19 protein-coding genes and 2 pseudogenes are annotated in these 18,744 nt (G+C 66.5%); 13 read left to right on the top strand and 8 right to left on the bottom strand.

The window, feature by feature from the left end; translation table 11 throughout:
* The first annotated feature begins 66 nt into the window (after nucleotides 1-66).
* The 6 genes and pseudogenes from ACTQWE_RS06035 to ACTQWE_RS06010 all read left to right on the top strand — a co-directional run bounded on the left by ACTQWE_RS06035 (nucleotide 67) and on the right by ACTQWE_RS06010 (nucleotide 6,954).
* Nucleotides 67-927, top strand: a complete 861-nt coding sequence (locus tag ACTQWE_RS06035) for an L-ribulose-5-phosphate 3-epimerase (RefSeq protein ID WP_441856908.1) — start codon at nucleotides 67-69, stop codon at nucleotides 925-927.
* Between the two features lie 115 nt (nucleotides 928-1,042).
* Nucleotides 1,043-1,726 carry a transaldolase family protein gene (locus ACTQWE_RS06030; protein WP_154539126.1) on the top strand — a complete coding sequence of 228 codons (684 nt, stop codon included), beginning with the start codon at nucleotides 1,043-1,045 and terminating at the stop codon, nucleotides 1,724-1,726.
* A gap of 69 nt (nucleotides 1,727-1,795) precedes the next feature.
* Nucleotides 1,796-2,617, top strand: coding sequence for a transketolase (locus tag ACTQWE_RS06025; RefSeq protein ID WP_441856909.1), 822 nt, complete (start codon nucleotides 1,796-1,798; stop codon nucleotides 2,615-2,617).
* 3 nt (nucleotides 2,618-2,620) lie between these two features.
* Complete coding sequence (locus ACTQWE_RS06020; RefSeq protein WP_441856910.1) at nucleotides 2,621-3,559, top strand: transketolase family protein; 939 nt, start codon at nucleotides 2,621-2,623, stop codon at nucleotides 3,557-3,559.
* A gap of 573 nt (nucleotides 3,560-4,132) precedes the next feature.
* Complete coding sequence (pepT, locus tag ACTQWE_RS06015; protein WP_441856911.1) at nucleotides 4,133-5,356, top strand: peptidase T; 1,224 nt, start codon at nucleotides 4,133-4,135, stop codon at nucleotides 5,354-5,356.
* 150 nt (nucleotides 5,357-5,506) lie between these two features.
* Nucleotides 5,507-6,954, top strand: a pseudogene (locus ACTQWE_RS06010) (YfcC family protein).
* A gap of 265 nt (nucleotides 6,955-7,219) precedes the next feature.
* Here the strand turns inward: ACTQWE_RS06010 and ACTQWE_RS06005 are convergent.
* A complete protein-coding gene (locus ACTQWE_RS06005; RefSeq protein ID WP_441856912.1) occupies nucleotides 7,220-7,765 on the bottom strand; it encodes a DUF1653 domain-containing protein in 546 nt (181 codons plus the stop codon).
* A 237-nt stretch (nucleotides 7,766-8,002) separates the two neighbouring features.
* Entirely contained in the window at nucleotides 8,003-8,245 is a 243-nt protein-coding gene (locus ACTQWE_RS06000; protein ID WP_170103694.1) for a helix-turn-helix domain-containing protein, read from the bottom strand.
* Between the two features lie 73 nt (nucleotides 8,246-8,318).
* Between ACTQWE_RS06000 and ACTQWE_RS05995 the strand changes: the two are divergent.
* Nucleotides 8,319-8,621, top strand: a pseudogene (locus ACTQWE_RS05995) (peptide chain release factor-like protein); the annotation flags it as partial.
* Nucleotides 8,622-8,668: 47 nt separating this feature from the next.
* Here the strand turns inward: ACTQWE_RS05995 and ACTQWE_RS05990 are convergent.
* Both ACTQWE_RS05990 and ACTQWE_RS05985 read right to left on the bottom strand, forming a co-directional pair.
* Nucleotides 8,669-9,499 (bottom strand): hypothetical protein, encoded by an 831-nt coding sequence (locus ACTQWE_RS05990; RefSeq protein ID WP_441856913.1) that lies wholly within the window; start codon nucleotides 9,497-9,499, stop codon nucleotides 8,669-8,671.
* Between the two features lie 158 nt (nucleotides 9,500-9,657).
* Nucleotides 9,658-10,311, bottom strand: coding sequence for a TMEM175 family protein (locus ACTQWE_RS05985; protein ID WP_441856914.1), 654 nt, complete (start codon nucleotides 10,309-10,311; stop codon nucleotides 9,658-9,660).
* Nucleotides 10,312-10,548: 237 nt separating this feature from the next.
* On the opposite strand from ACTQWE_RS05985, the gene ACTQWE_RS05980 reads away from it, so the two are divergent.
* Together ACTQWE_RS05980 and ACTQWE_RS05975 are read left to right on the top strand one after the other, a co-directional pair.
* Nucleotides 10,549-10,839 (top strand): autorepressor SdpR family transcription factor, encoded by a 291-nt coding sequence (locus tag ACTQWE_RS05980; protein ID WP_441856915.1) that lies wholly within the window; start codon nucleotides 10,549-10,551, stop codon nucleotides 10,837-10,839.
* The gene (locus ACTQWE_RS05975; RefSeq protein WP_170103699.1) at nucleotides 10,826-11,548 is read left to right on the top strand and encodes an SdpI family protein; all 723 of its coding nucleotides are present in this window, start codon (nucleotides 10,826-10,828) and stop codon (nucleotides 11,546-11,548) included. Before ACTQWE_RS05980 ends, ACTQWE_RS05975 begins: the two co-directional genes overlap by 14 nt.
* Nucleotides 11,549-11,602: 54 nt before the next feature.
* Here ACTQWE_RS05975 and ACTQWE_RS05970 read toward each other — a convergent pair whose 3' ends face one another.
* From ACTQWE_RS05970 to ACTQWE_RS05960, 3 genes are all read right to left on the bottom strand, one after another.
* Nucleotides 11,603-12,280, bottom strand: coding sequence for an amino acid ABC transporter permease (locus ACTQWE_RS05970; protein ID WP_441856916.1), 678 nt, complete (start codon nucleotides 12,278-12,280; stop codon nucleotides 11,603-11,605).
* Nucleotides 12,281-12,370: 90 nt separating this feature from the next.
* A complete protein-coding gene (locus ACTQWE_RS05965; RefSeq protein ID WP_441856917.1) occupies nucleotides 12,371-13,285 on the bottom strand; it encodes a substrate-binding periplasmic protein in 915 nt (304 codons plus the stop codon).
* A 186-nt stretch (nucleotides 13,286-13,471) separates the two neighbouring features.
* Entirely contained in the window at nucleotides 13,472-13,825 is a 354-nt protein-coding gene (locus ACTQWE_RS05960; RefSeq protein WP_441856918.1) for a DUF2200 domain-containing protein, read from the bottom strand.
* 145 nt (nucleotides 13,826-13,970) lie between these two features.
* On the opposite strand from ACTQWE_RS05960, the gene ACTQWE_RS05955 reads away from it, so the two are divergent.
* Genes ACTQWE_RS05955 through ACTQWE_RS05945 form a run of 3 tightly spaced genes read left to right on the top strand, consistent with a single transcriptional unit; the run spans nucleotide 13,971 to nucleotide 16,802 of the window.
* Nucleotides 13,971-15,260, top strand: coding sequence for an amidohydrolase family protein (locus ACTQWE_RS05955; protein WP_170103703.1), 1,290 nt, complete (start codon nucleotides 13,971-13,973; stop codon nucleotides 15,258-15,260).
* Nucleotides 15,261-15,272: 12 nt separating this feature from the next.
* Nucleotides 15,273-15,857, top strand: coding sequence for a xanthine phosphoribosyltransferase (locus ACTQWE_RS05950; RefSeq protein ID WP_441856919.1), 585 nt, complete (start codon nucleotides 15,273-15,275; stop codon nucleotides 15,855-15,857).
* 60 nt (nucleotides 15,858-15,917) lie between these two features.
* Complete coding sequence (locus ACTQWE_RS05945; protein WP_441856920.1) at nucleotides 15,918-16,802, top strand: methionyl aminopeptidase; 885 nt, start codon at nucleotides 15,918-15,920, stop codon at nucleotides 16,800-16,802.
* A gap of 171 nt (nucleotides 16,803-16,973) precedes the next feature.
* Here the strand turns inward: ACTQWE_RS05945 and ACTQWE_RS05940 are convergent, their stop codons facing one another.
* Nucleotides 16,974-17,498 (bottom strand): nitroreductase family protein, encoded by a 525-nt coding sequence (locus ACTQWE_RS05940; protein ID WP_441856921.1) that lies wholly within the window; start codon nucleotides 17,496-17,498, stop codon nucleotides 16,974-16,976.
* Between the two features lie 212 nt (nucleotides 17,499-17,710).
* On the opposite strand from ACTQWE_RS05940, the gene ACTQWE_RS05935 reads away from it, so the two are divergent.
* Nucleotides 17,711-18,697: a Gfo/Idh/MocA family protein gene (locus ACTQWE_RS05935; protein WP_441856922.1), complete on the top strand. Its 987-nt coding sequence runs from the start codon at nucleotides 17,711-17,713 to the stop codon at nucleotides 18,695-18,697.
* Nucleotides 18,698-18,744: the final 47 nt, after the last annotated feature.

Raw genomic sequence — 18,744 nt, 5'->3', positions numbered from 1 at the left:
CAGTACGAGAGGAGGGGCGCTCTCATGGCACGACCATGGGGGCGCCCTTGTAGAAAGGGACCATACATGAGCAGGCAATACAGGCTCGGCCTATACGAGAAGGCGACTCCCGCGGAGCTCTCGTGGGAGGAGCGTCTCCAGGTTGCGGCCGAGTGCGGGTTCGACTACATGGAGATCTCCGTCGACGAGTCCGACGCACGCCAGGCCAGGCTCGATTGGACGCCCGCGGAGCGTGCGGCCGTAGTCAAGGCAATGCGCGACACCGGGATCCCCCTGGGCTCCATGTGCCTTTCCGGGCACCGCAAGTGGCCGTTCGGCGCCAAGGACCCCAAGAAGAGGGCTTATAGCCTCGAGATGATGGACAAGGCGCTTGAGCTCGCCTGCGACCTTGGGCTCCACGTGATCCAGCTCGCCGGATACGATGCGTACTACGACGAGGACAAGTGGGACGGCTCGCGCGAGTGCTTCTCCGAGAACCTCGCGAAGGCGACCGAGATGGCCGCCGCCGCCGGCGTCGTCCTCGGCTTCGAGACCATGGAGACGCCGTTCATGGACACGGTTCGCAAGGCCATGGTCTATGTCGACGAGGTGAACAGCCCCTATCTGGGCGTCTATCCCGACGTGGGCAACCTCACGAACGCATCCCTCCTCTACGGCAACACCGTCGCCGACGACATCGCCTGCGGCCGCGGCCACATCTTCGCCGCGCACATGAAGGCGACGAAGGCCGGCCAGTACCGTGACATGCTCTTCGGCGAGGGCACGACCGACTACGAGGGCGCGCTGAGCCAGCTGGTTCCTCAGGGAGTGCGTCGTTACGTGTGCGAGATGTGGTACCTCGGCTCCCCCGAGTGGAAGCAGGACGTCGCACACGCCTCAAGCTTTGTAAGGGAGAAGATCGACTCCGCCATGGAGGGACTCTCCTAAGCATTGGGCAGGCCCCGGCAGCCCCCCTCTGCCGAGGCCTTGCTTTAGACAACCACGCCGGCCGTCAGGTGGTCTGCGCCGCCGACGCTGGCTCTACTAGAGAAGGAAAAGGAACATGAAGTTCTTCATCGACACCGCGGACCTGGACGACATCCGCGAGGCGGCGAGCTGGGGAATCCTCTCCGGCGTCACCACCAACCCGAGCCTGTACGCCAAGACCGGCGGAAAGCTGGCGGACTTCGAGGACCACATGGTCAAGATCTGCCACATCTGCGAGGGCCTTCCCGTCTCCGCGGAGTCCACGGCCGAGACCACCGAGGGCATGATCGCCGAGGCCGAGCACCTCGCCTCCCTCGCGCCCAACATCGTCGTCAAGCTCCCCGTGACCGAGCAGTCCCTGCCCGCGATCCACCACCTCGCGCAGGAGGGCATCCGCGTCAACATGACACTCGTGTTCTCCGCGACCCAGGCGCTCCTGGGCGCCCGCGCCGGCGCGCGCTACATCAGCCCGTTCGTCGGCCGCTTCGATGACATCGGCGACGAGGGCCTCGACCACCTCGCCGAGATGGTGACCGCCGTCCACAACTTCAGGTACGGCTACTGGGACGAGGAGGGCGGCCCCGAGATCATCACCGCCTCCGTGCGCACCCCGCACCACGTGACCCAGGCGGCGCTCCTCGGCGCGGACATCGCGACCGTGCCGTTCGGCGCGCTGAAGAAGTGCGTGCACCACCCGCTCACCGACCGCGGCCTCGAGCTCTTCGCCGCCGACTGGGCGAAGGTCACCGCCGAGAACTAGGGTAGACTTAAGCGGCAGGACGCAAAAGGTGCGTCTTGCCGCTTTTGACGAAGAGGGAGGTACCACCACATGACCAACGAAGAATTGGCCAATATCGCCCGGGAGGTCCGCAAGGGCATACTCGTGGGCACGCACGCGGCGAAGTCCGGCCACCCCGGCGGGTCGCTGTCGGCCGCCGAGATCTTCACCTACCTCTACTTCGAGGAGATGAGCGTCGACCCGAGAAACCCGCGCGACCCCGGCCGCGACCGGTTCGTGCTCTCGAAGGGCCACTGCGCGCCCGGACTGTACGCCACCCTCGCCCAGAGGGGCTTCTTCCCCGTCGAGGACCTCGGGACGCTGCGCCACATAGGGTCGCGCCTGCAGGGCCACCCGAACATGAACGACACGCCCGGCGTCGACATGTCCACCGGCTCGCTCGGCCAGGGCATCTCCGCGGCCGTGGGCATGGCCATCGCCGCGAAGCACTGGGGAGACCCCTACCGCGTCTACGCGCTCTGCGGCGACGGCGAGATCGAGGAGGGCGAGGTCTGGGAGGCCGCCATGCTGGCCGGCAACCACGCCCTCGACAACCTCTGCGTGATCGTGGACAACAACAACCTGCAGATCGACGGCACGCTCGACGAGGTCAACTCCGCCCAGCCCATCGCGGACAAGTTCCGCGCCTTCAGGTTCAACGTGGTCGAGGTCGCCGACGGCAACGACTTCGGCCAGCTGCGCGGGGCGTTCGCGGCCGCGAGGGCCTGCGAGGGCGCCCCGACCTGCATCGTCGCCCACACCGTCAAGGGCAAGGGCGTCTCGTTCATGGAGAACCAGGTCGGGTGGCACGGCAAGGCCCCGAACGACGAGCAGTTCGCGCAGGCCATGGCAGAGCTCGAGAGGGAGGCGTAGGGAATGGCTGACGTTAAGAGGATCGCTACCCGCCAGAGCTACGGCGAGGAGCTCGTCGCCCTCGGCGCCGAGCACGACGACTTCCTGGTCCTGGACGCGGACCTCGCGGCCGCGACGCAGACCGGGAGGTTCAAGGCCGCCTACCCGGACCGCTTCGTCGACTGCGGCATCGCCGAGCAGAACCTGATGGGCGTCGCCGCCGGCATCGCGACGACCGGCCACCGCGTCTTCGCGAGCACGTTCGCGATGTTCGCCGCCGGCCGCGCCTTCGAGCAGGTTCGCAACTCCATCGGCTACCCGCACCTGCACGTGGTCATCGGCGCCACGCACGCCGGCATCTCCGTCGGCGAGGACGGCGCCACGCACCAGTGCAACGAGGACATAGCCCTCATGAGGACCATCCCCGGCATGACCGTGGTCGTGCCCTCGGACGACGTGGAGGCCCGCGCCGCCGTGCGCGCCGCCTACGAGGCGGACGGCCCCGTGTACCTGAGGCTCGGGCGCCTCGCCGCTCCGGTCATCCACGGCGACGGCTACCGCTTCGAGGTCGGCCGCGGCGTCGTGGAGCGCGCGGGCTCCGACGTCACCGTCGTCGCGACGGGCCTCATGGTGTCCTCAGTGCTCGAGGCCGCCGAGGCGCTCGCCGCCGAGGGGATCGACTGCGAGGTCGTGAACATGCACACGGTGAAGCCGCTCGACGTGGACCTCGTCGCCGAGTCCGCGGCCAAGACCGGCAGGGTCGTCACGGTGGAGGAGCACTCCGTCATCGGCGGCCTGGGCGGCGCCGTGTGCGAGGCGCTCGCCGAGAGGTGCCCCGTGCCGGTCAGGAGGGTCGGCGTGCGGGACGTCTTCGGGGAGTCCGGCCCGGCCGTCGGCCTGCTGGCCAAGTACGGCCTCGACGGCGCCGGCGTCGCCGAGTCCGTCCGCTCCTTCCTGAGGTAGCGGGACCGCCCCGTCGCGGGGCGTGCGAGGGGGCGGGGCCCGCGGGCGCCGCGGTGCCGGGATCGGCACTCGCGGCGGTCGCGGGCCCTTTTTACGTTTGGAAGACGGCCCCGACTGCGCCGCCTGGCTTTTCTCGCCTGGGCGAGAAAGACGCCTTATGTGACGAAAGATGCATCTTATGTATTGAAAGAGAAAATAAACAAAGCAGTTATGTATGCATCAAGCACATGCTCAAATCTGAGCGCCGAAGTTCGATGCACTTTGATGTAGTAAGATGCGTTATGTTCGATGACCTGTCAGAGGCAACAGAGCATGCAATATACCAGTTAAAACGCGCTCTCTTCCTTCTTTCCATGGCTTTCGTTCTTATGAAAATTGCTTGCCATGATGTGAAGTCTGTTTCGGTATTCTGAATTGAAATGCCAGAAATATAGCATTGTATATACCGCTCGCATAATTGTACTTTGCAGGCAGTAGAATAAATATTAATATTTCGAAATTGTTACGAGCAATGGTGAGGGGCCATGCCAAAAGGCGTGGCCCCTGCCTGTGCCGAAGAGGGAGGCCGTATCAATGGAGGTTATCGACCGGCTGCTTGAGTACATAGCGGTCAAGACGCCGAGCGACGAGGACAACGACGCCGCGTGCCCCAGCAGTAAGGAGCAGTTCGAGCTTGCGAACCTGCTGGCGGGGGAGCTGCGCGAGCTGGGCATCGAGGACGTCGTGGTGAGCGAGAAGTGCTTTGTGTACGCGAAGGTGCCCGCGACCGCCGGTTGCGAGGGCGCGCGCAAGCTGGGGCTCATCGCGCACATGGACACCGTGTCGCAGTTCTGCGACGGGAAGATCACCCCGGTGCTGCACGAGGACTACGACGGGCGCGACCTCGTGCTTGGCACGAGCGGGCGCACGCTTTCCGTCGGCGACTTCCCGCACCTGGCGGAGCTGAGGGGTCGCACGCTGCTCACGAGCGACGGCACCACGATTCTGGGCGTGGACGACAAGGCGGGCATCGCGGAGATCATGGGCGCGCTCGAGCGCGTGCTTCGCGACGGCACGCCGCACGGTGCGCTGCGCATCGCGTTCACGCCGGACGAGGAGATCGGCACCGGCGCCGGCAACTTCGACGTGGAGTACTTCGACGCGGACGTCGCCTACACCATGGACGGCGACGCGGAGGGCGAGATCCAGTACCAGAACTTCAACGCGTGCGAGGCCGATTTCGAGGTCAGGGGCGTCAGCGTGCACCCGGGCTCCGCAAAGGGGATTATGGTGAACGCCATGCAGGTGTGCTGCGACATCAACAACATGCTCCCGTCGCTTGAGGCGCCGCGCTACACGGAGGGCTACGAGGGCTTCTACCACCTGCTCGAGATCCACGGCGACGAGTCGGCCGGCGGCATGTCCTACATCGTGCGCGACTTCGACGCGGCGTCGTTCGAGTGCCGCAAGCAGACGCTCAGGCACATCGCGAAGGTCATGAACGAGCGCTGGGGCGAGGGCACCGTGACGCTTCGCATCAAGGACGAGTACCAGAACATGGAGAGCGTGATCGAGGGCTGCATGTTCACCATCGACAACGCGAAGGTCGCGTGCGAGCGCGCCGGCGTCGTGCCCAGGGTCACGCCCATCCGCGGCGGCACCGACGGCTGCCAGCTGTCGTTTTGTGGACTGCCGTGCCCGAACCTGGGGACTGGCGGCGAAGGCTACCACGGACCGTACGAGCACGCGACGGTCGAGGGCATCAACGCGGCGACCGACGTCGTGGTGGAGCTGATCAAGGTCTACGCAGAAGCCTAGGCGAGAAGGGCTTCTCGCCCGGCGCCATGTCCATATCGTGAAAGGAAGATCATCGTGGCAGAAGAAGTGGCCGTCGAGGAGACGGCGCCCTCTCCCAAGAAGAGGCACAAGCTGCACTTTCCCACGGCAATCACCGTGCTGTTCATCGTCATGCTGTTCGCGGCGGCGCTCACCTACATCGTGCCCGCCGGCGAGTACTCGAAGCTCACGTACGACGCGAGCCAGGACAAGTTCGTCGTGACGAAGCCGGACGAGAGCACGGAGCTCATGGCTCCCACGCAGAAGACCCTCGACAAGCTGGGTGTCTCTGGCAAGCTGGAGAACTTCAAGAACGGCTCGATCTCGAAGCCGATCGCCATCCCCGGCACGTACGAGCGCGTTACGCAGGCGCCGCAGGGGGTCGTCGAGTTCCTGCTCGGGCCGATCCAGGGCGTGTACGACACGATCGACATCATCCTGTTCGTGTTCCTTTTGGGCGGCTGCATCGGCGTGCTCAACTACATGGGCGCCCTGAACGCCGCCGTGGCCGCGCTGTCGCGCATCACGCATGGCAGGGAGTACCTGCTCATCATCATACTCTCGCTCCTGATGGTCATCGGTGGCACCACGTTCGGCTGGGCGAGGAGACCATCGCCCTGTACCCCATCCTCATGCCCGTGTTCATAGCGGCCGGCTACGATGCCATGACGTGCATCGCCGTCATCTTCGTGGGTGCGTCCGTCGGCACCATGTACTCCACCATCAACCCGTTCGCCACGGGCGTCGCCACCAAGGCGGCCGGCATCGCCATGTCGGACGGCATGAGCTGGCGCTTCATCGCGCTCGTGGTCGGCACGGTCATGGCGGTTGCGTACATCATGGTGTACGCGCACCGGGTGCGCCTGGACCCCTCGAAGTCCGTCTGCTACGACATGAAGGAGAAGATCGAGGAGCGCTGGGGGCAGCAGGGCAACCAGATCAAGTTCACCTGGCACATGAAGCTGTCGCTCGCGGCGTTTGGCCTCGCGTTCGTGGTGCTGGTATACGGCATCGTTGCGTACCAGTGGTGGTTCGACTACATGACGGCCGTGTTCCTGGCGTGCTCCATCATCCTCGCGTTCACCTCCGGGCTCGAGGAGGAGGTGTTCTTCGACAAGTACATCGGCGGCTGCGGTGACCTCATGAGCGTCGCGCTCGTCGTGGGCGTCGCGCGTGCCGTCAACATCCTGCTGGAGAACGGCCTCATCTCCGACACCATCCTGCACTTCTTCTCTGGCACCGTCACGGGAATGGGGCCGATCCTCTTCATCCTCGTGATGCTCGTGGTCTACATCATCCTGGGCTTCTTCATCAACTCGTCCTCCGGACTTGCCGTGCTCTCGATCCCCATCATGGCGCCGCTCGGAGACGCCGTAGGCGTATCGCGCGCCGCGGTCATCGCTGCGTACAACTACGGCCAGGGCCTCATCTCGTACATCACGCCCACCGGCCTGATCCTCGCGTCGCTCGCGATGGTGGACGTTCCGTTCAGCCGCTGGCTCAAGTTCATCAACCCGCTGCTGATTGCCACGATCGCGCTCAACGCGCTGCTCCTGGTGGCGCAGGTGCTCGTGGGGTAGGGAAGCGGCACACCTACAGAGACACTGGGGCGGGTCCGTCGCATAGGCGCGGGCCCGCCCCTCGCGTTCGTGCTGCGCATCCGCACCTGGGCGGTAAATCGCGCCTTCCCGCCTGCCGCGCGACGCCCCAAACAACAAATCGCGATTTGTTGTTTGGGCAGTTTGCGCCTCTAGCTGCGGAAACGTGATTTTGGGGCTTACAACAAATCACGATTTGTTGTTACGGGGCCACGCAGCCGCGGCCAGGGACCACGCGCCCGCGCGGCTAGTGGCCGGCGACGCTCGGAATGTCCTGCAGCTCGAAGCGGTAGCGCTGCGTGGCGTTAGGGTACTTCTCACGGTCCACGGCAGAGAGGAACAGCGCCTTCGGCCGCGCCCACAGCGAGCCGTCGCCGTACAGCTTGCGATATATCACGAGCTCCTCGCCGGTCTCGGAGTGGCGCGCCACGTCCTCCACCAGATAGTAGTCGCCCTTGAAGTGACGGTACACGCCTCCGCGGCGGACCTCGCGGACATCGCCTTCCTCCGCGGCGCGTCCGCCGGGCGAGAAGGGCGCGGCGGCCTTGGCTGCGGCCTTGGTCGTGGGTGCGCCGTCCGCGGCGGTGCCCGCCTTGGCCGCGTCCTTCTCCACCTGCTCCGTGAGCAGGCTCTTCACGAGACTCTTCACCGCGGGCTTGCACTTGCCGCACTTGCTGCCGGCACCTGTCGCCTTGCGCACCTGTTTGAAGTTGGTGGCTCCGTCGGCGACCGCCTTGCGTATGCCTTCCTCCGTCACGTGCTTGCACGGGCAGATGTACTTCGAGCTGGCCATGCGCCCTCCTGTCAACGCGTTTTCGCACCATGGTACGCGAATTTCGCGTACGTGGGGGGCAACCTCGCGATGGGTTGGCGTGGCTAGTCGGCCTTCGTGGGACCCATCACCGCGGCGAGCTGTTCCACGCGGAAGTGCTGCGTCCCCACGATACCTCTCGGTTTGGGGCGCTCTCTTCATCCCAGGGTAATCGTATCGTTAGGCGTTGTCGCCGTGGGGGCGAGCCAACGGCTCCGGCTACGAGCTCCAGAACGAGTGTGTGAGCTCGGTGCGGTTCTGCGCACCGCACTTCTTGAGCACGTTGTGCACGTGGACCTTGACCGTGGACGGAGCGATTCCCAGTGTGCTTGCCATGTTCTGATTGTCCATCCCCTCGAGCACCAGACGCAGCACATCGCGCTCTCGGGGCGACAGCCCGTGCTCTTGCGCGTACGAGGGGAGCTTGCGCCCGCCGGCCGCGATGGCGTAAGGTGAGCGCATGCAGAGGGACCTCACATACGATGACTATGCGCGCTTCTCGCGCCTGTCCGCGGACGAGCTCGCGCGACAGTGCCGCGCGGAGGCGTTCCACGCGTCGGGCCCGGGCGGGCAGGGCGTGAACACGGCGGACTCCGCGGTGCGCATGCGGCATGTCCCCACCGGCATCACCGTGGTCAGCCGCGAGTCGCGCAGCCAGCTGCAAAACCGCGAGCGCTGCCTGCAGAAGATTCGTGCGGAGCTCGCCCGACGAGCTCGCAAGCCAAAGACCCGGCATGCGACAAAGCCCACGCGCGCCTCCGTCCGCAGGCGTCTGGACGAGAAGGGCAGGCGCTCGCAGCTGAAGCGCATGCGGCGCCGTCCCGGTATGGACGAGTAGCGGGTATCTACGACGCATGCACGCCGCAGCGACGCACGCCGCGGACTTCACTCCAGGTGGTACTCCCTCAGCAGCGCACCGAGCCTGGCCTCGTCGCCGAGCGCGCCGGCGAGCTCTCCCGCGCGACCCGCGTCCTCGAGCGCCCGCGCGAGCCTGGCGAGCTGCTCGTCGCGCCTCCGCGCACCGATCGCCTCGCCCTCGGCTCGGCCCTCGTCCATGGCGTCGGCAATCTCGTCGCGGTACTTCTCGGACCAGAGCATCCTGTACCTCCTCCACTGGGGGTTGTCGCGAACCCCTCGGACCGCGTCGTCCACGCGCCTTACATAGTCGCTTTCGATAACAGTATCATTCGAGAGATAGTGCAGGAAGGCATCGAATCCGTCGCCGTAATCCCCTCGCTCGCCCGCTGCGTTCACGAACACGATGCTGGTGCCGTCGTCCAAGGGCTGCCCGTCCTGAGCGCAGGCCCGCGTGAAGTCGTAGCGCTTCCAGCCCCGGCCAAACGGGTCGTTCGCGCAGATGAAGATAACGATTGCGTTCCCCGCGTCCTCAAAGCGCTGCCCGCGGTCAAGCATGTTCGTATCCACGAGCGTGAGGTAGCGCCGCGCGCGCCTTGCGATGCCGGGAGTGGCGACGTTCTGCATCTCGACGTCGTACTCGTTGCCGGCGGCATCCCTCACCAGCAGGTCGACGATGCCCGCGCGCGAGAGCGGGCCCGCGTCCAGCAGGCCCTGGCGCTCCACAAACTCGATCTCCTCGACCTCTATGCCCAGCAGCAGCTCTATGAGACCCTTGCACAGGTTCGGGTCCTGGAACACCGTGCCAAACATCAAGTCGTCGGTGATCCCCAGCCTGTCAAAGTCGATCTTGTCGCGCATCGTAGGTCAGCCTCCCTCGTCGCAGGGCCAAAAGGTGAGGCCACATGATACTCGGAGGCACTTGCAGATATTTCACTTTTATATGGTAGGACTCTTATATTGCAGAGGCCTTTACCCACGGAACCCCTGTCTCGCCATGCGGTGGCGCAAACTAGTGCCTACTCCTTTGGCTCCTGCTGGGACTCGTCTTCGGCCAGAAAGTCGAGCAGACGGACAATGCGCAGGTCAGGCACTATCCACGGCGCAAACGCGAGCACCATGGCCACCAAGGCAAGGTGCGTTGCGGGCAGGGCGAGCGCCAGCACGAACGCGGCCAGCTCGAGCCCAAGGGTGAAGCGCTCCTTGACCAGGGAGCGCTTCTCGACCACCGCGCGACGCGAGAGCTCTTCCTCGGAAGGCGCCGTCGTCCGGCAGCCGTGGCCCAGGGCGTGGCGGATGACGCGCTCGAGGTTCATGTACGTGAGTGACACGAGCATGTTGAGCACGACGTAGCACGTTGTTGGCAGGGAGGCGAAAGACGTCTTCTGCATCCAGTCCGTCGCGAGCGGGAAGAACGACAGCACAAAGAGAAACGCGAGGTTGGACCAGAGCATGCGCCCGTCCACGTGGCGGACGAGCTTCAGGAGGTGATGGTGGTTGTTCCAGTACGTGCCCACGCCGACGAAGCTCACGGCATACGCGGCGATGGCGGGCAGCAGCCCCAGCAGGTCGCGCAGCGTCGCCCCCTCGGGCGCGGCAATCCCCAGCACCATGATCGTGATGATGATGGCGATCACGCCATCGCTGAACGCCTCCATGCGCCCTTTGTCCATGCGATGCCCCCTCGGCTCGTCCTGCGCACATTCCGCGCACACCCTGTGCGCCGTGCGAAGACAGGATAGCGCACGACTGGGCCGCGGTGGGGCAGGTGCGATGGGAAAGCCGTGATGGCCGGGGTGCCGCGCCCTTCTCGCCCGGCGCCCTTGTGTAGAAATTTAGACAAATATCTAAATACAGAGGAGAAGAACGCACCCTCGGGGTAGCATCTTCGTGACGAAGGGAGGGGTGCCATGGTGGGTGACGCGTTCAAGGCGCTGGGAGACCCGACGCGCCGGCGCATCCTGGAGCTTCTTGCGGACGGTGACCTCACGGCCGGGCAGATTGCCGACAACTTCGAAATATCGAAGCCGTCCGTGAGCAACCACCTGGGGGTGCTGCGGTCGGCGGGGCTCGTGACGAACCGGCGCAGCGGGCAGAGCATCATCTATCACCTGAACACGACGGTTTTCCAAGAGCTTATGCAGTGGATCGCGGGGCTGGGCCACGCGTCCGGAAAGGATGGGGGTCATGGTCGCTCGTGAGCGGAGGGACGGTCGCGGGGGCCGCGGAGGTCGCGTGCCGCGCTTTGACAGGCGCTTGGTGGTTGCCCTCGTGGTCATCATGGCGGCAAGCGTCGTGGGGCACCTGCTGGTGTACCCGCACCTGCCGGACGTCGTTCCCACGCATTGGAACGCGGCCGGCATCGTGGACCAGCGCAGCCCGAAGGCTCTGTCCCTTGTGTTGGACCTGCTGCCGCTCCCGATGGCGGGGCTGTTCTGGCTTGTGCCGCGCATCGACCCAAACGGAGGCAACTTCGAGGACTTTTGGGGCTTCTACCAGGGGTTTGTGGTGGTGCTGACCGTGTTTATGTGCGCGCTTTCGTGGATGGCGGACCTGGCGGCGCTTGGGGTGATACCCCACGAGGGCTCGGGCTTCGTGGGCATCGCGGTGCCGCTGGGCGTGGGGCTGCTGTTTGTCTGGGTCGGCAACTACCTTCCGCGCGTGCGTCGCAACTACACGTTTGGCGTAAGGACGTCGTGGGCGCTCGCGGACGAGCGCACCTGGCAGAAGTCGCAGCGCATGGGCGGCATCACGTTTGTGATCATGGGGATTGCGCTCATGGCGCTGGGCCTGGTGTCGCAGGCCATGCCAGGCGAGGTCGTGTTTGCGGTGCTGCTGGCCGTGGTGCTTGGCGGCAGCGGGTGGACGATGCTCTACTCGTATTTGGTGTGGCGCGGCGGTGACCGTTAGCTGCGGCGTTGCGGGCGGCGCGCGCCGGGGCGCACGGGGAGGCGCGAGGTGCGGCTACGCGTTCCTCTCGCCCGTCTGCATGCGCCGGACGCGCAGCTCCAGGCGCCGTCCCACCGCCACGAGCGCCATCACAATCACGTAGTACACCACGGCGATGGCGACGAACGGCTCGAACGCGCGGTAGGTGAGCGCCTGCACGCTCTCGGCCGCGCGCATCATGTCCGCGAGGCCGATGGTGGCCACGAGGCTGGAGCTCTTGAGCACGGTGATGACCTCGTTCACGAGCGCCGGCGCCACGGACATGAGCGCCTGCGGAAGGATGACGTGAACCATCATGGGCACGTAGCGCATGCCGATGGAGCGCGCCGCGTCGTACTGGCCCTGGCTCACGCCCTGGATGCCGCCGCGCAGCGTCTCGGACACGGTGGCTGAGCCGTTGAGCCCCAGCGTGACGACGGCCGCGACGAACATCGAGATCTTGTACCCCGTGATCTGCGGAGTTGCGAAGTATGCAATAAACAGCAGCACGATGAGCGGGATGCCACGGAAGAGGGACGTATAGAAGTCCAGAATCGCGCGCAGGGGGCGGTTGCCCGCAACCTTGAGCAGGGCAATCACGAAGCCCAAGACAAACGCAAGCACAAGCGCGGCCGCCGTCACCTCGAGGGTCACGGCGAGGCCGCTCAAAAACAGTGGATAGTATGGCTCTATTATCGAGAAGTTCAGGTCCATTGGCTCTTCCGCCCGCGGGATGCGCGCCCGTCGTCGTCGCGTCCGGCCGCCCCACGCGCGGGCGCGTCCGGACGCCGTGCGACGCCTATTCTACTTCACGCCCTCGGTCGCGGTGCCGGCGGCGCTCACGTCGTCTCCCCAGGCGAAGTCCGCGCCCACGTACCTCTTGATGTACTTGTCGAGCGTGCCGTCCTTCAGCATCTTGCCGATCTCCTGGTCGAACGCCTTCACGAACGTGGCGCCCTTCGTGGCCATCACGCGGTAGACGCCCACGTAGTCCTGGGTGTCCTTGCGGTCCAACAGGCCAAGCACCAGGCCCTTGTTCGCGTTGCGCATGGACTGTCCCTCTGCGCCGTCGCACAGGTACGCGTCGATGCGGCCGGCAAGGACCTCCTGCAGGCACTGCGTGCCGCCGTCGTAGGTGTGGATGTCGCCGTCGGGCAGCACGGCCTCGATGAACTTGTTCTGGACGGTGCCGGTGGTGCAGGCGATGCTCTTGCCCTTGAGGTCGTCCACGGAGGTCACGGCCCTGCCGCCCAGGGTCAGCACGCCCACGCGGGGCTCGTAGTAGCCACGGGTGAAGTCGAAGGTCTTCTCGCGCTCCTTGTTCGAGGACATCGCCATCGTGAACGACGCGTCGCTCGACTGCACGGACGCGAGCGTCGCGGAGAACTCCTGCGCCTCGAACTCGTAGGTGAAGCCCAGGCGCCGCGCCAGCTCGTCCGCCACGGCGATGTCGAGGCCGACGACCTTCTTCTTGCCGGACTTCGTCTTCTGCACGTAGCGGTAGGGGGCGAACGCGTCGTCTCCCACGAACGTGAGGTGCCTACCCGAAAGCGCCTTCTTCGACGTGCCCGCCGCGGATGCGGACGAGTCCGCGGCGGAGCCGCCGGCGCCGCAGCCGGCGAGCGCCCCCATCACGGTGACGGAGCCTGCGGCCACGAGGCCGAGGAATCTCCTCCTGTCAAGGTCGATGCTGCCGATGCCATGCTGCGAGCGCGTCATGTGGTCCTCCAAGCTGGTGCGAATGCCGATGCACGGCCATTGTAGGCATCGGCCCGCCAACACATATTCCTACCATAAAGATGGGATATTACTTGTAACAAAGCGGCGCCAGCCTGCGGCGCGACGGTACCGCCGCCGCAAAGCGGTGCCGGCCGGCGCGACGGCGCCGTCGCGGGCCCGCCGCGACTACGAGCGCAGGACCTTCTCCAACGCCTTACCGTGGGCAAGCTCGTCCACCATCTTGTCCAGCACGCGAACGTCGCGCATGAGCGGGTCCTCGATCTCTTCCACGCGAACGCCGCATATGCGGCCGGTCACCTGCATCCGCGCGGGGTTCATCCGCGGGGCGTTCCGGAAGAAGTCCCCATACGTGGCGTCGCCCTCCGCCATTGCCTCGATCGCCTGGCGCGAGTAGCCCGTGAGCCACTCCGCGACGGCGAACACCTCGTCCGCCGTGCGGCCCTTGCGTTCGGCCTTCCTTACCAGCAGGGGCCACACCTTGCCAAAGCGCATGCCAAAAACCTTGCCGTCGTCTGCCATGGACACCCCAATCGACCCGATGGACACCGCCTTCGCGGCACGCGACGACCTCGTGCGGCCGCGTCTGATGATAGGCTAGCAACACGCGCGCCGTGCGCAAGGTGGCGCGCGGGGCCATGGACAGACAACGCCTTGGGAGGCGAGCATGGGATACGCGTACACCAACGGGACGATCCTGGACGGCACGTGGGCGATGGAGCCCCTCGAGGGAATGGCCCTCCTTCAGGAGGGCGAGAAGATCGTGGACATCGTGCCCGCGGACCGCGTGCCGCAGGGATTTGCCCCCATCGACCTTTCCGGCGCCTACCTGCTGCCCGGCCTCGTGAACCTGCACGTACACCTTGCGATGGACGGCCGTCCGCCAAAGGCGAGCAAGAGGCCGGTCGACTACGCCAGGCTCTACCACGCGCTCACGTCCAACGCGCTCCTGAGGGCCGCGGCAAGGCGCAGGGTGGCCGGCTTTGCACGCACGGAGCTCATGAGCGGCGTCACCACCATCCGGACGGTCGGCGGCGTGCTGGACTTCGACGCGCGGGTGCGTGACGAGATAGACGCCGGCAGGCTCGTGGGCCCGCGCATCCTCGCGTCCAACATGGGCATATCCGTCCCCGGCGGGCACTTCGCGGGCTCGATCGCGACGGAGGCCGACTCGCCGCAGATGGCGGTGGAGCACGTGGACAAGATCGCCCAGACGAAGCCGAACCTGATAAAGCTCATGGTAACCGGCGGCGTGATGGACGCGTCGGAGGAGGGCGAGCCCGGCGTGCTGCGCATGCCGCCCGAGGTGGTGCGCGCCGCCTGCGACGAGGCGCACCGGCTTGGCTTCAGGGTCGCGGCCCACGTGGAGAGCTCCGAGGGCGTGCGCGTCGCGCTGGAGGGCGGCGTGGACACCATCGAGCACGGCGCACCCCTGGACGCCCATGCCATCGCGCTGTTCAAGAGGCGTGGGGCCGCGGACGTCTGCACCATATCGCCCGCGCTCCCGTACGCGGAGTTCGACCTGGGCGAGTCGCACGCGCAGCCCGTCGCAAAGCGCAACGGGCGCATCGTGATGGACGGCATCGTGGCGTGCGCGAGGACCTGCCTCGCGGAGGGAATTCCCGTGGGCCTTGGCAACGACGTGAGCTGCCCGTTCGTGACCCATTACAATTTCTGGCGAGAGCTTTGCTACTTCCACAGGTACGTGGGCGCCTCCAACGCGCAGACGCTCCACCTGGCCACGCTCGGCAACGCCGCGATCGCGGGCGTGTCGGACGTGACGGGAAGCCTCGAGCCCGGCAAGAGCGCGGACCTCCTGGTGGTCGGCTCCAACCCGCTCGAGGACCTGTCGGCCCTGCGCGACGTGCGCATGGTCGCGCTGCGCGGCAGGCTCCAGCGCCACCCGCGCGTCAGGCGCTACGCAGAAGTCGACGCCCTGCTCGACAGGTACATGTAACGGGAGGAACTCATGAGGGAACTAGAGGAGCGCATCATCCAGGAGGGCATTGTCCGCGAGGGCGAGGTGCTCAAGGTCGACAGCTTCCTGAACCACAAGTGCGACGTCGCCCTGTACGACCACATGGGCGCGGAGTGGGCGCGCCTGTTTGCCGGCAAGCCGGTCGACAAGATCCTGACGATCGAGGCCTCGGGCATCGGCATCGCCTGCGTCGCCGCCCGTCACTTCGGCAACGTGCCCGTGGTCTTCGCGCGCAAGACGGAGTCCATCAACCTCGACGGCTCGCAGTACCGCACACAGATTCACTCGTACACGCATGGCCGCGACTACCACGTGATCGTGGCGAAGCGCTTCCTCATCCCGGGCGAGCACGTGCTCGTGATAGACGACTTCCTCGCAAACGGCTGCGCCCTCGACGGCCTGCTCGAGATCTGCGACGCGGCGGGAGTCTCGGTCACCGGCATCGGCATCGCGATCGAGAAGGGCTTCCAGCCGGGCGGCAAGAGCCTCCGCGAGCGCGGGTACGACCTCCGGTCGCTGGCGATCGTGGACGAGATGGACCCGAAGACGGGCAGGATCGTCTTTCGCGAGCAGTGATTCTGCCTAACCGCTATTGTGAGGTTGAGAAAAACGCACGGCCTTATAAGGAGACTCCTCATGTATGACAAGCTTCCGGTCCCCGGACGCAACGATGCCTGCTGGTGCGGCAGCGGCAGGAAGTACAAGAAGTGCCACGCGGCGGAGGACGACCGCCTCGACCAGCTGTACCACGCGGGCGAGGAGGTCCTCCCGCGCTCGCTCATCAAGACGGCGGCGGACGTCGAGGGCATCAAGGCCTCGGCCGCGGTGAACATGGGCGTGCTCGACTACGTGGGCGAGCACATCTGCGACGGCACCACGACCATGGACATCAACCGCTGGGTGGAGGAGTACCTCTCCGCCCACGACGCCGTCTCCGCCGACCTCAACTTCGAGGGGTACCCGTTCAGCGTGTGCACCTCCATCAACGACGTCGTCTGTCACGGCTTTCCGGACGAGAACGCCGTGCTGAAGGACGGCGACATCATCAACGTGGACATGTCGACCATAAAGGGCGGGTACTTCTCGGACTCCAGCCGCATGTACTGCATCGGCGAGGTGAGCCCGGAGCGCAAGCGTCTTGTGGACGTATGCCACGAGTCCGTCAAGGCGGGCCTTGCCGCCGTGAAGCCGTGGGGTCACCTGGGAGACGTGGGCGCTGCCGTCCACCAGGTCGCGCTGGACGCGGGCTTCTCCGTCGTGGAGGAGTACGGCGGCCACGGCATCGGCTGCGAGTTCCACGAGGACCCGTTCGTGAGCTTCACGAGCGAGGCGGGCACGGGCCCCATCCTCATGCCGGGCATGTGCTTCACCATCGAGCCCATGGTGAACGCGGGCGACCCGGACATCTACATCGACCGCGGCAACGGCTGGGTCGTGCGCACGGTCGACGGCAGCGACTCCGCGCAGTGGGAGGTCCAGCTCGTCGTGACGGACACGGGCTACGAGCTGCTGTCCTGGTAGGTGATGCAGCGGCAGCGCCAGGTGGCGTAGCCTACCAATCGATGTGGTGAGCACGAGAGGTGCCGGCCGTCCGCTTTTGGTGGCTGGCGCCTTTGCGTTGTCAGCCCAGCCTCACCCGCTTCGGGACGTCCTGCTCGGCACGGATCCGGCACCTCCGCCGCGCACCCGGGACTACGCCACGTCGTTCTGCGCGAAGTGGTGGTCGGCCGGCACCTGGCGCGGGCCGTACTTCTCGTCCGTCTTGCCCAGGACGATGGAGCCCAGCGGCGCGAAGCCCTCCGGCAGGTCGAGCTGGGCCAGGAGGTCTGCGTCCTGCGCCAGCGCGCGCGTCGCCCCATAGATGTAGCAGCTGCCGACGCCCTGCTCCACGGCCGCGAGCGACATGTTCTGGATCACGGCCGCCGCGTTCGCGCTCGCGACGTTGCCCTCCGCGTCGCTCGATACCACCACCAGCATGGGCGCGCCGTACAGCGGGTGCGCGTCCGGGTTGCCAAACATGCGCGCCGCCGCGGCGTCGATGGCCGCAAGCAGGCCGGGCCGCGTGACGACGGTCAGGTGGATGCCCTCGTACCTGCCCATGCCCACGGGCGCCTCGTACGCGGCCGCGAAGATCGCCTCCAACTGGTCCGGGTCTGCGAGCTCGCCCGTGTAGCTGCGGATGGACCGACGGCGGTTCAGTGCCTCTCTCAGTTCCATGATGCCTCCAAGTGACGTGTGCCCTGCCACGGAGTATGCCCGTTTTGCCGCTGGGAAAATCCCGCGCGCGGCCGCCCGGCGCCCCGCCGCAACCGCGCGGGTCGCCTGGCGAGAAGGGCCGCGCCCCCGGTCGGGGGCACGCGCAAAACCCCGGCCCGCATGGCGTAGAATCGACGGCATCGGCAGGAGACGCTCCGGACGGGGAGGCACGCATGAGGGTCGCGGTAGTCGGTACGGGTTTCATAAGCACGCTGGTGGCGCCCAAGATCGCGCGGTGGGGCTACACGGTGACGGACGTGGTGTCGACGCCGCGCTCGCTTGCGAAGGCGAAGGAGCTTGCGGGGCCGCTTGGCGCCCGCGCGGGCTGCGACTACGACGCCGTGCTCGCGCGCGAGGACGTGGACGCCGTGTACCTGGGGGTCCCCAACGACCTTCACCACGACTACGCCATGCGCGCGCTTAGGGCCGGCAAGCACGTGATCCTAGAGAAGCCGATGGCCTCGAACAGCGGGGAGGCGCAGCAGATCCTGGACCTGGCGCGCGAGCGCGGCCTCCTGCTGTTTGACGCCACCACCACGTTCTACCTGCCCACCACGCGCAAGGTGGCGGAGTGGCTGCCGCTCGTGGGAGACGTGAAGCTCGCGGTGGCGAACTACAGCCAGTACTCCAGCCGCTACGACCGCTTCAAGCGCGGCGACATCGCCCCTGCGTTCGACCCAGCGCACGCAGGCGGCGCGCTCATGGACCTGGGCCACTACTGCGTGTCGTGGCTGTGCCGCATGTTTGGCGAGCCGCGCGGCGTCACGTACGCGGCGAACGTGGAGCGCGGCATCGACACGTCGGGCGTGGCGCTTTTGGATTACGGCAACTTCAAGGCGATGTCCATCGCGGCAAAGGACTGCGACGCGCCCAGCTACCAGATCGTGCAGGGCACCGCGGGCTACATCCGCGTGGACGGCAAGCCCAACGGCCTGGGCACGGTGGAGCTTCGCCTGCACGACGGCTCCGTCCAGACGTACGTTCCGCCGGAGCAGGACCAGTACCGGGGCGAGTTCGACGCGCTGCGCGCGTTTGCCGAGGGCGGCGACGAGGGGCTCGAGGACTGCTGGCGCATGGCGGAGCTCGGCCTGGCGGTGAGCAGGGTGCAGACGCGGGCCCGCGAGTCCGCGGGCATCGCGTTCCCGGCGGACGCGCGCTAGCGGCGCCGGCCACGGCCGGCGGGGGTGACCGGTGGCCGGCCGCGGCC

The sequence above is a fragment of the Parafannyhessea sp. LCP19S3_B1 genome (assembly GCF_052121955.1).
Classification (GTDB): domain Bacteria; phylum Actinomycetota; class Coriobacteriia; order Coriobacteriales; family Atopobiaceae; genus Parafannyhessea.
Note: the sequence above shows the minus strand (reverse complement) of the source record. Positions and strands in the feature narration are given on the sequence as shown.

Coding starts and splice junctions, on each gene's coding strand:
- ACTQWE_RS06035 (WP_441856908.1), top strand. CDS start 67: ATGAGCAGGCAATACAGGCTCGGCCTATACGAGAAGGCGACTCCCGCG.
- ACTQWE_RS06030 (WP_154539126.1), top strand. CDS start 1,043: ATGAAGTTCTTCATCGACACCGCGGACCTGGACGACATCCGCGAGGCG.
- ACTQWE_RS06025 (WP_441856909.1), top strand. CDS start 1,796: ATGACCAACGAAGAATTGGCCAATATCGCCCGGGAGGTCCGCAAGGGC.
- ACTQWE_RS06020 (WP_441856910.1), top strand. CDS start 2,621: ATGGCTGACGTTAAGAGGATCGCTACCCGCCAGAGCTACGGCGAGGAG.
- pepT (WP_441856911.1), top strand. CDS start 4,133: ATGGAGGTTATCGACCGGCTGCTTGAGTACATAGCGGTCAAGACGCCG.
- ACTQWE_RS06005 (WP_441856912.1), bottom strand. CDS start 7,765: ATGGCCAGCTCGAAGTACATCTGCCCGTGCAAGCACGTGACGGAGGAA.
- ACTQWE_RS06000 (WP_170103694.1), bottom strand. CDS start 8,245: ATGCGCTCACCTTACGCCATCGCGGCCGGCGGGCGCAAGCTCCCCTCG.
- ACTQWE_RS05990 (WP_441856913.1), bottom strand. CDS start 9,499: ATGCGCGACAAGATCGACTTTGACAGGCTGGGGATCACCGACGACTTG.
- ACTQWE_RS05985 (WP_441856914.1), bottom strand. CDS start 10,311: ATGGACAAAGGGCGCATGGAGGCGTTCAGCGATGGCGTGATCGCCATC.
- ACTQWE_RS05980 (WP_441856915.1), top strand. CDS start 10,549: ATGGTGGGTGACGCGTTCAAGGCGCTGGGAGACCCGACGCGCCGGCGC.
- ACTQWE_RS05975 (WP_170103699.1), top strand. CDS start 10,826: ATGGTCGCTCGTGAGCGGAGGGACGGTCGCGGGGGCCGCGGAGGTCGC.
- ACTQWE_RS05970 (WP_441856916.1), bottom strand. CDS start 12,280: ATGGACCTGAACTTCTCGATAATAGAGCCATACTATCCACTGTTTTTG.
- ACTQWE_RS05965 (WP_441856917.1), bottom strand. CDS start 13,285: ATGACGCGCTCGCAGCATGGCATCGGCAGCATCGACCTTGACAGGAGG.
- ACTQWE_RS05960 (WP_441856918.1), bottom strand. CDS start 13,825: ATGGCAGACGACGGCAAGGTTTTTGGCATGCGCTTTGGCAAGGTGTGG.
- ACTQWE_RS05955 (WP_170103703.1), top strand. CDS start 13,971: ATGGGATACGCGTACACCAACGGGACGATCCTGGACGGCACGTGGGCG.
- ACTQWE_RS05950 (WP_441856919.1), top strand. CDS start 15,273: ATGAGGGAACTAGAGGAGCGCATCATCCAGGAGGGCATTGTCCGCGAG.
- ACTQWE_RS05945 (WP_441856920.1), top strand. CDS start 15,918: ATGTATGACAAGCTTCCGGTCCCCGGACGCAACGATGCCTGCTGGTGC.
- ACTQWE_RS05940 (WP_441856921.1), bottom strand. CDS start 17,498: ATGGAACTGAGAGAGGCACTGAACCGCCGTCGGTCCATCCGCAGCTAC.
- ACTQWE_RS05935 (WP_441856922.1), top strand. CDS start 17,711: ATGAGGGTCGCGGTAGTCGGTACGGGTTTCATAAGCACGCTGGTGGCG.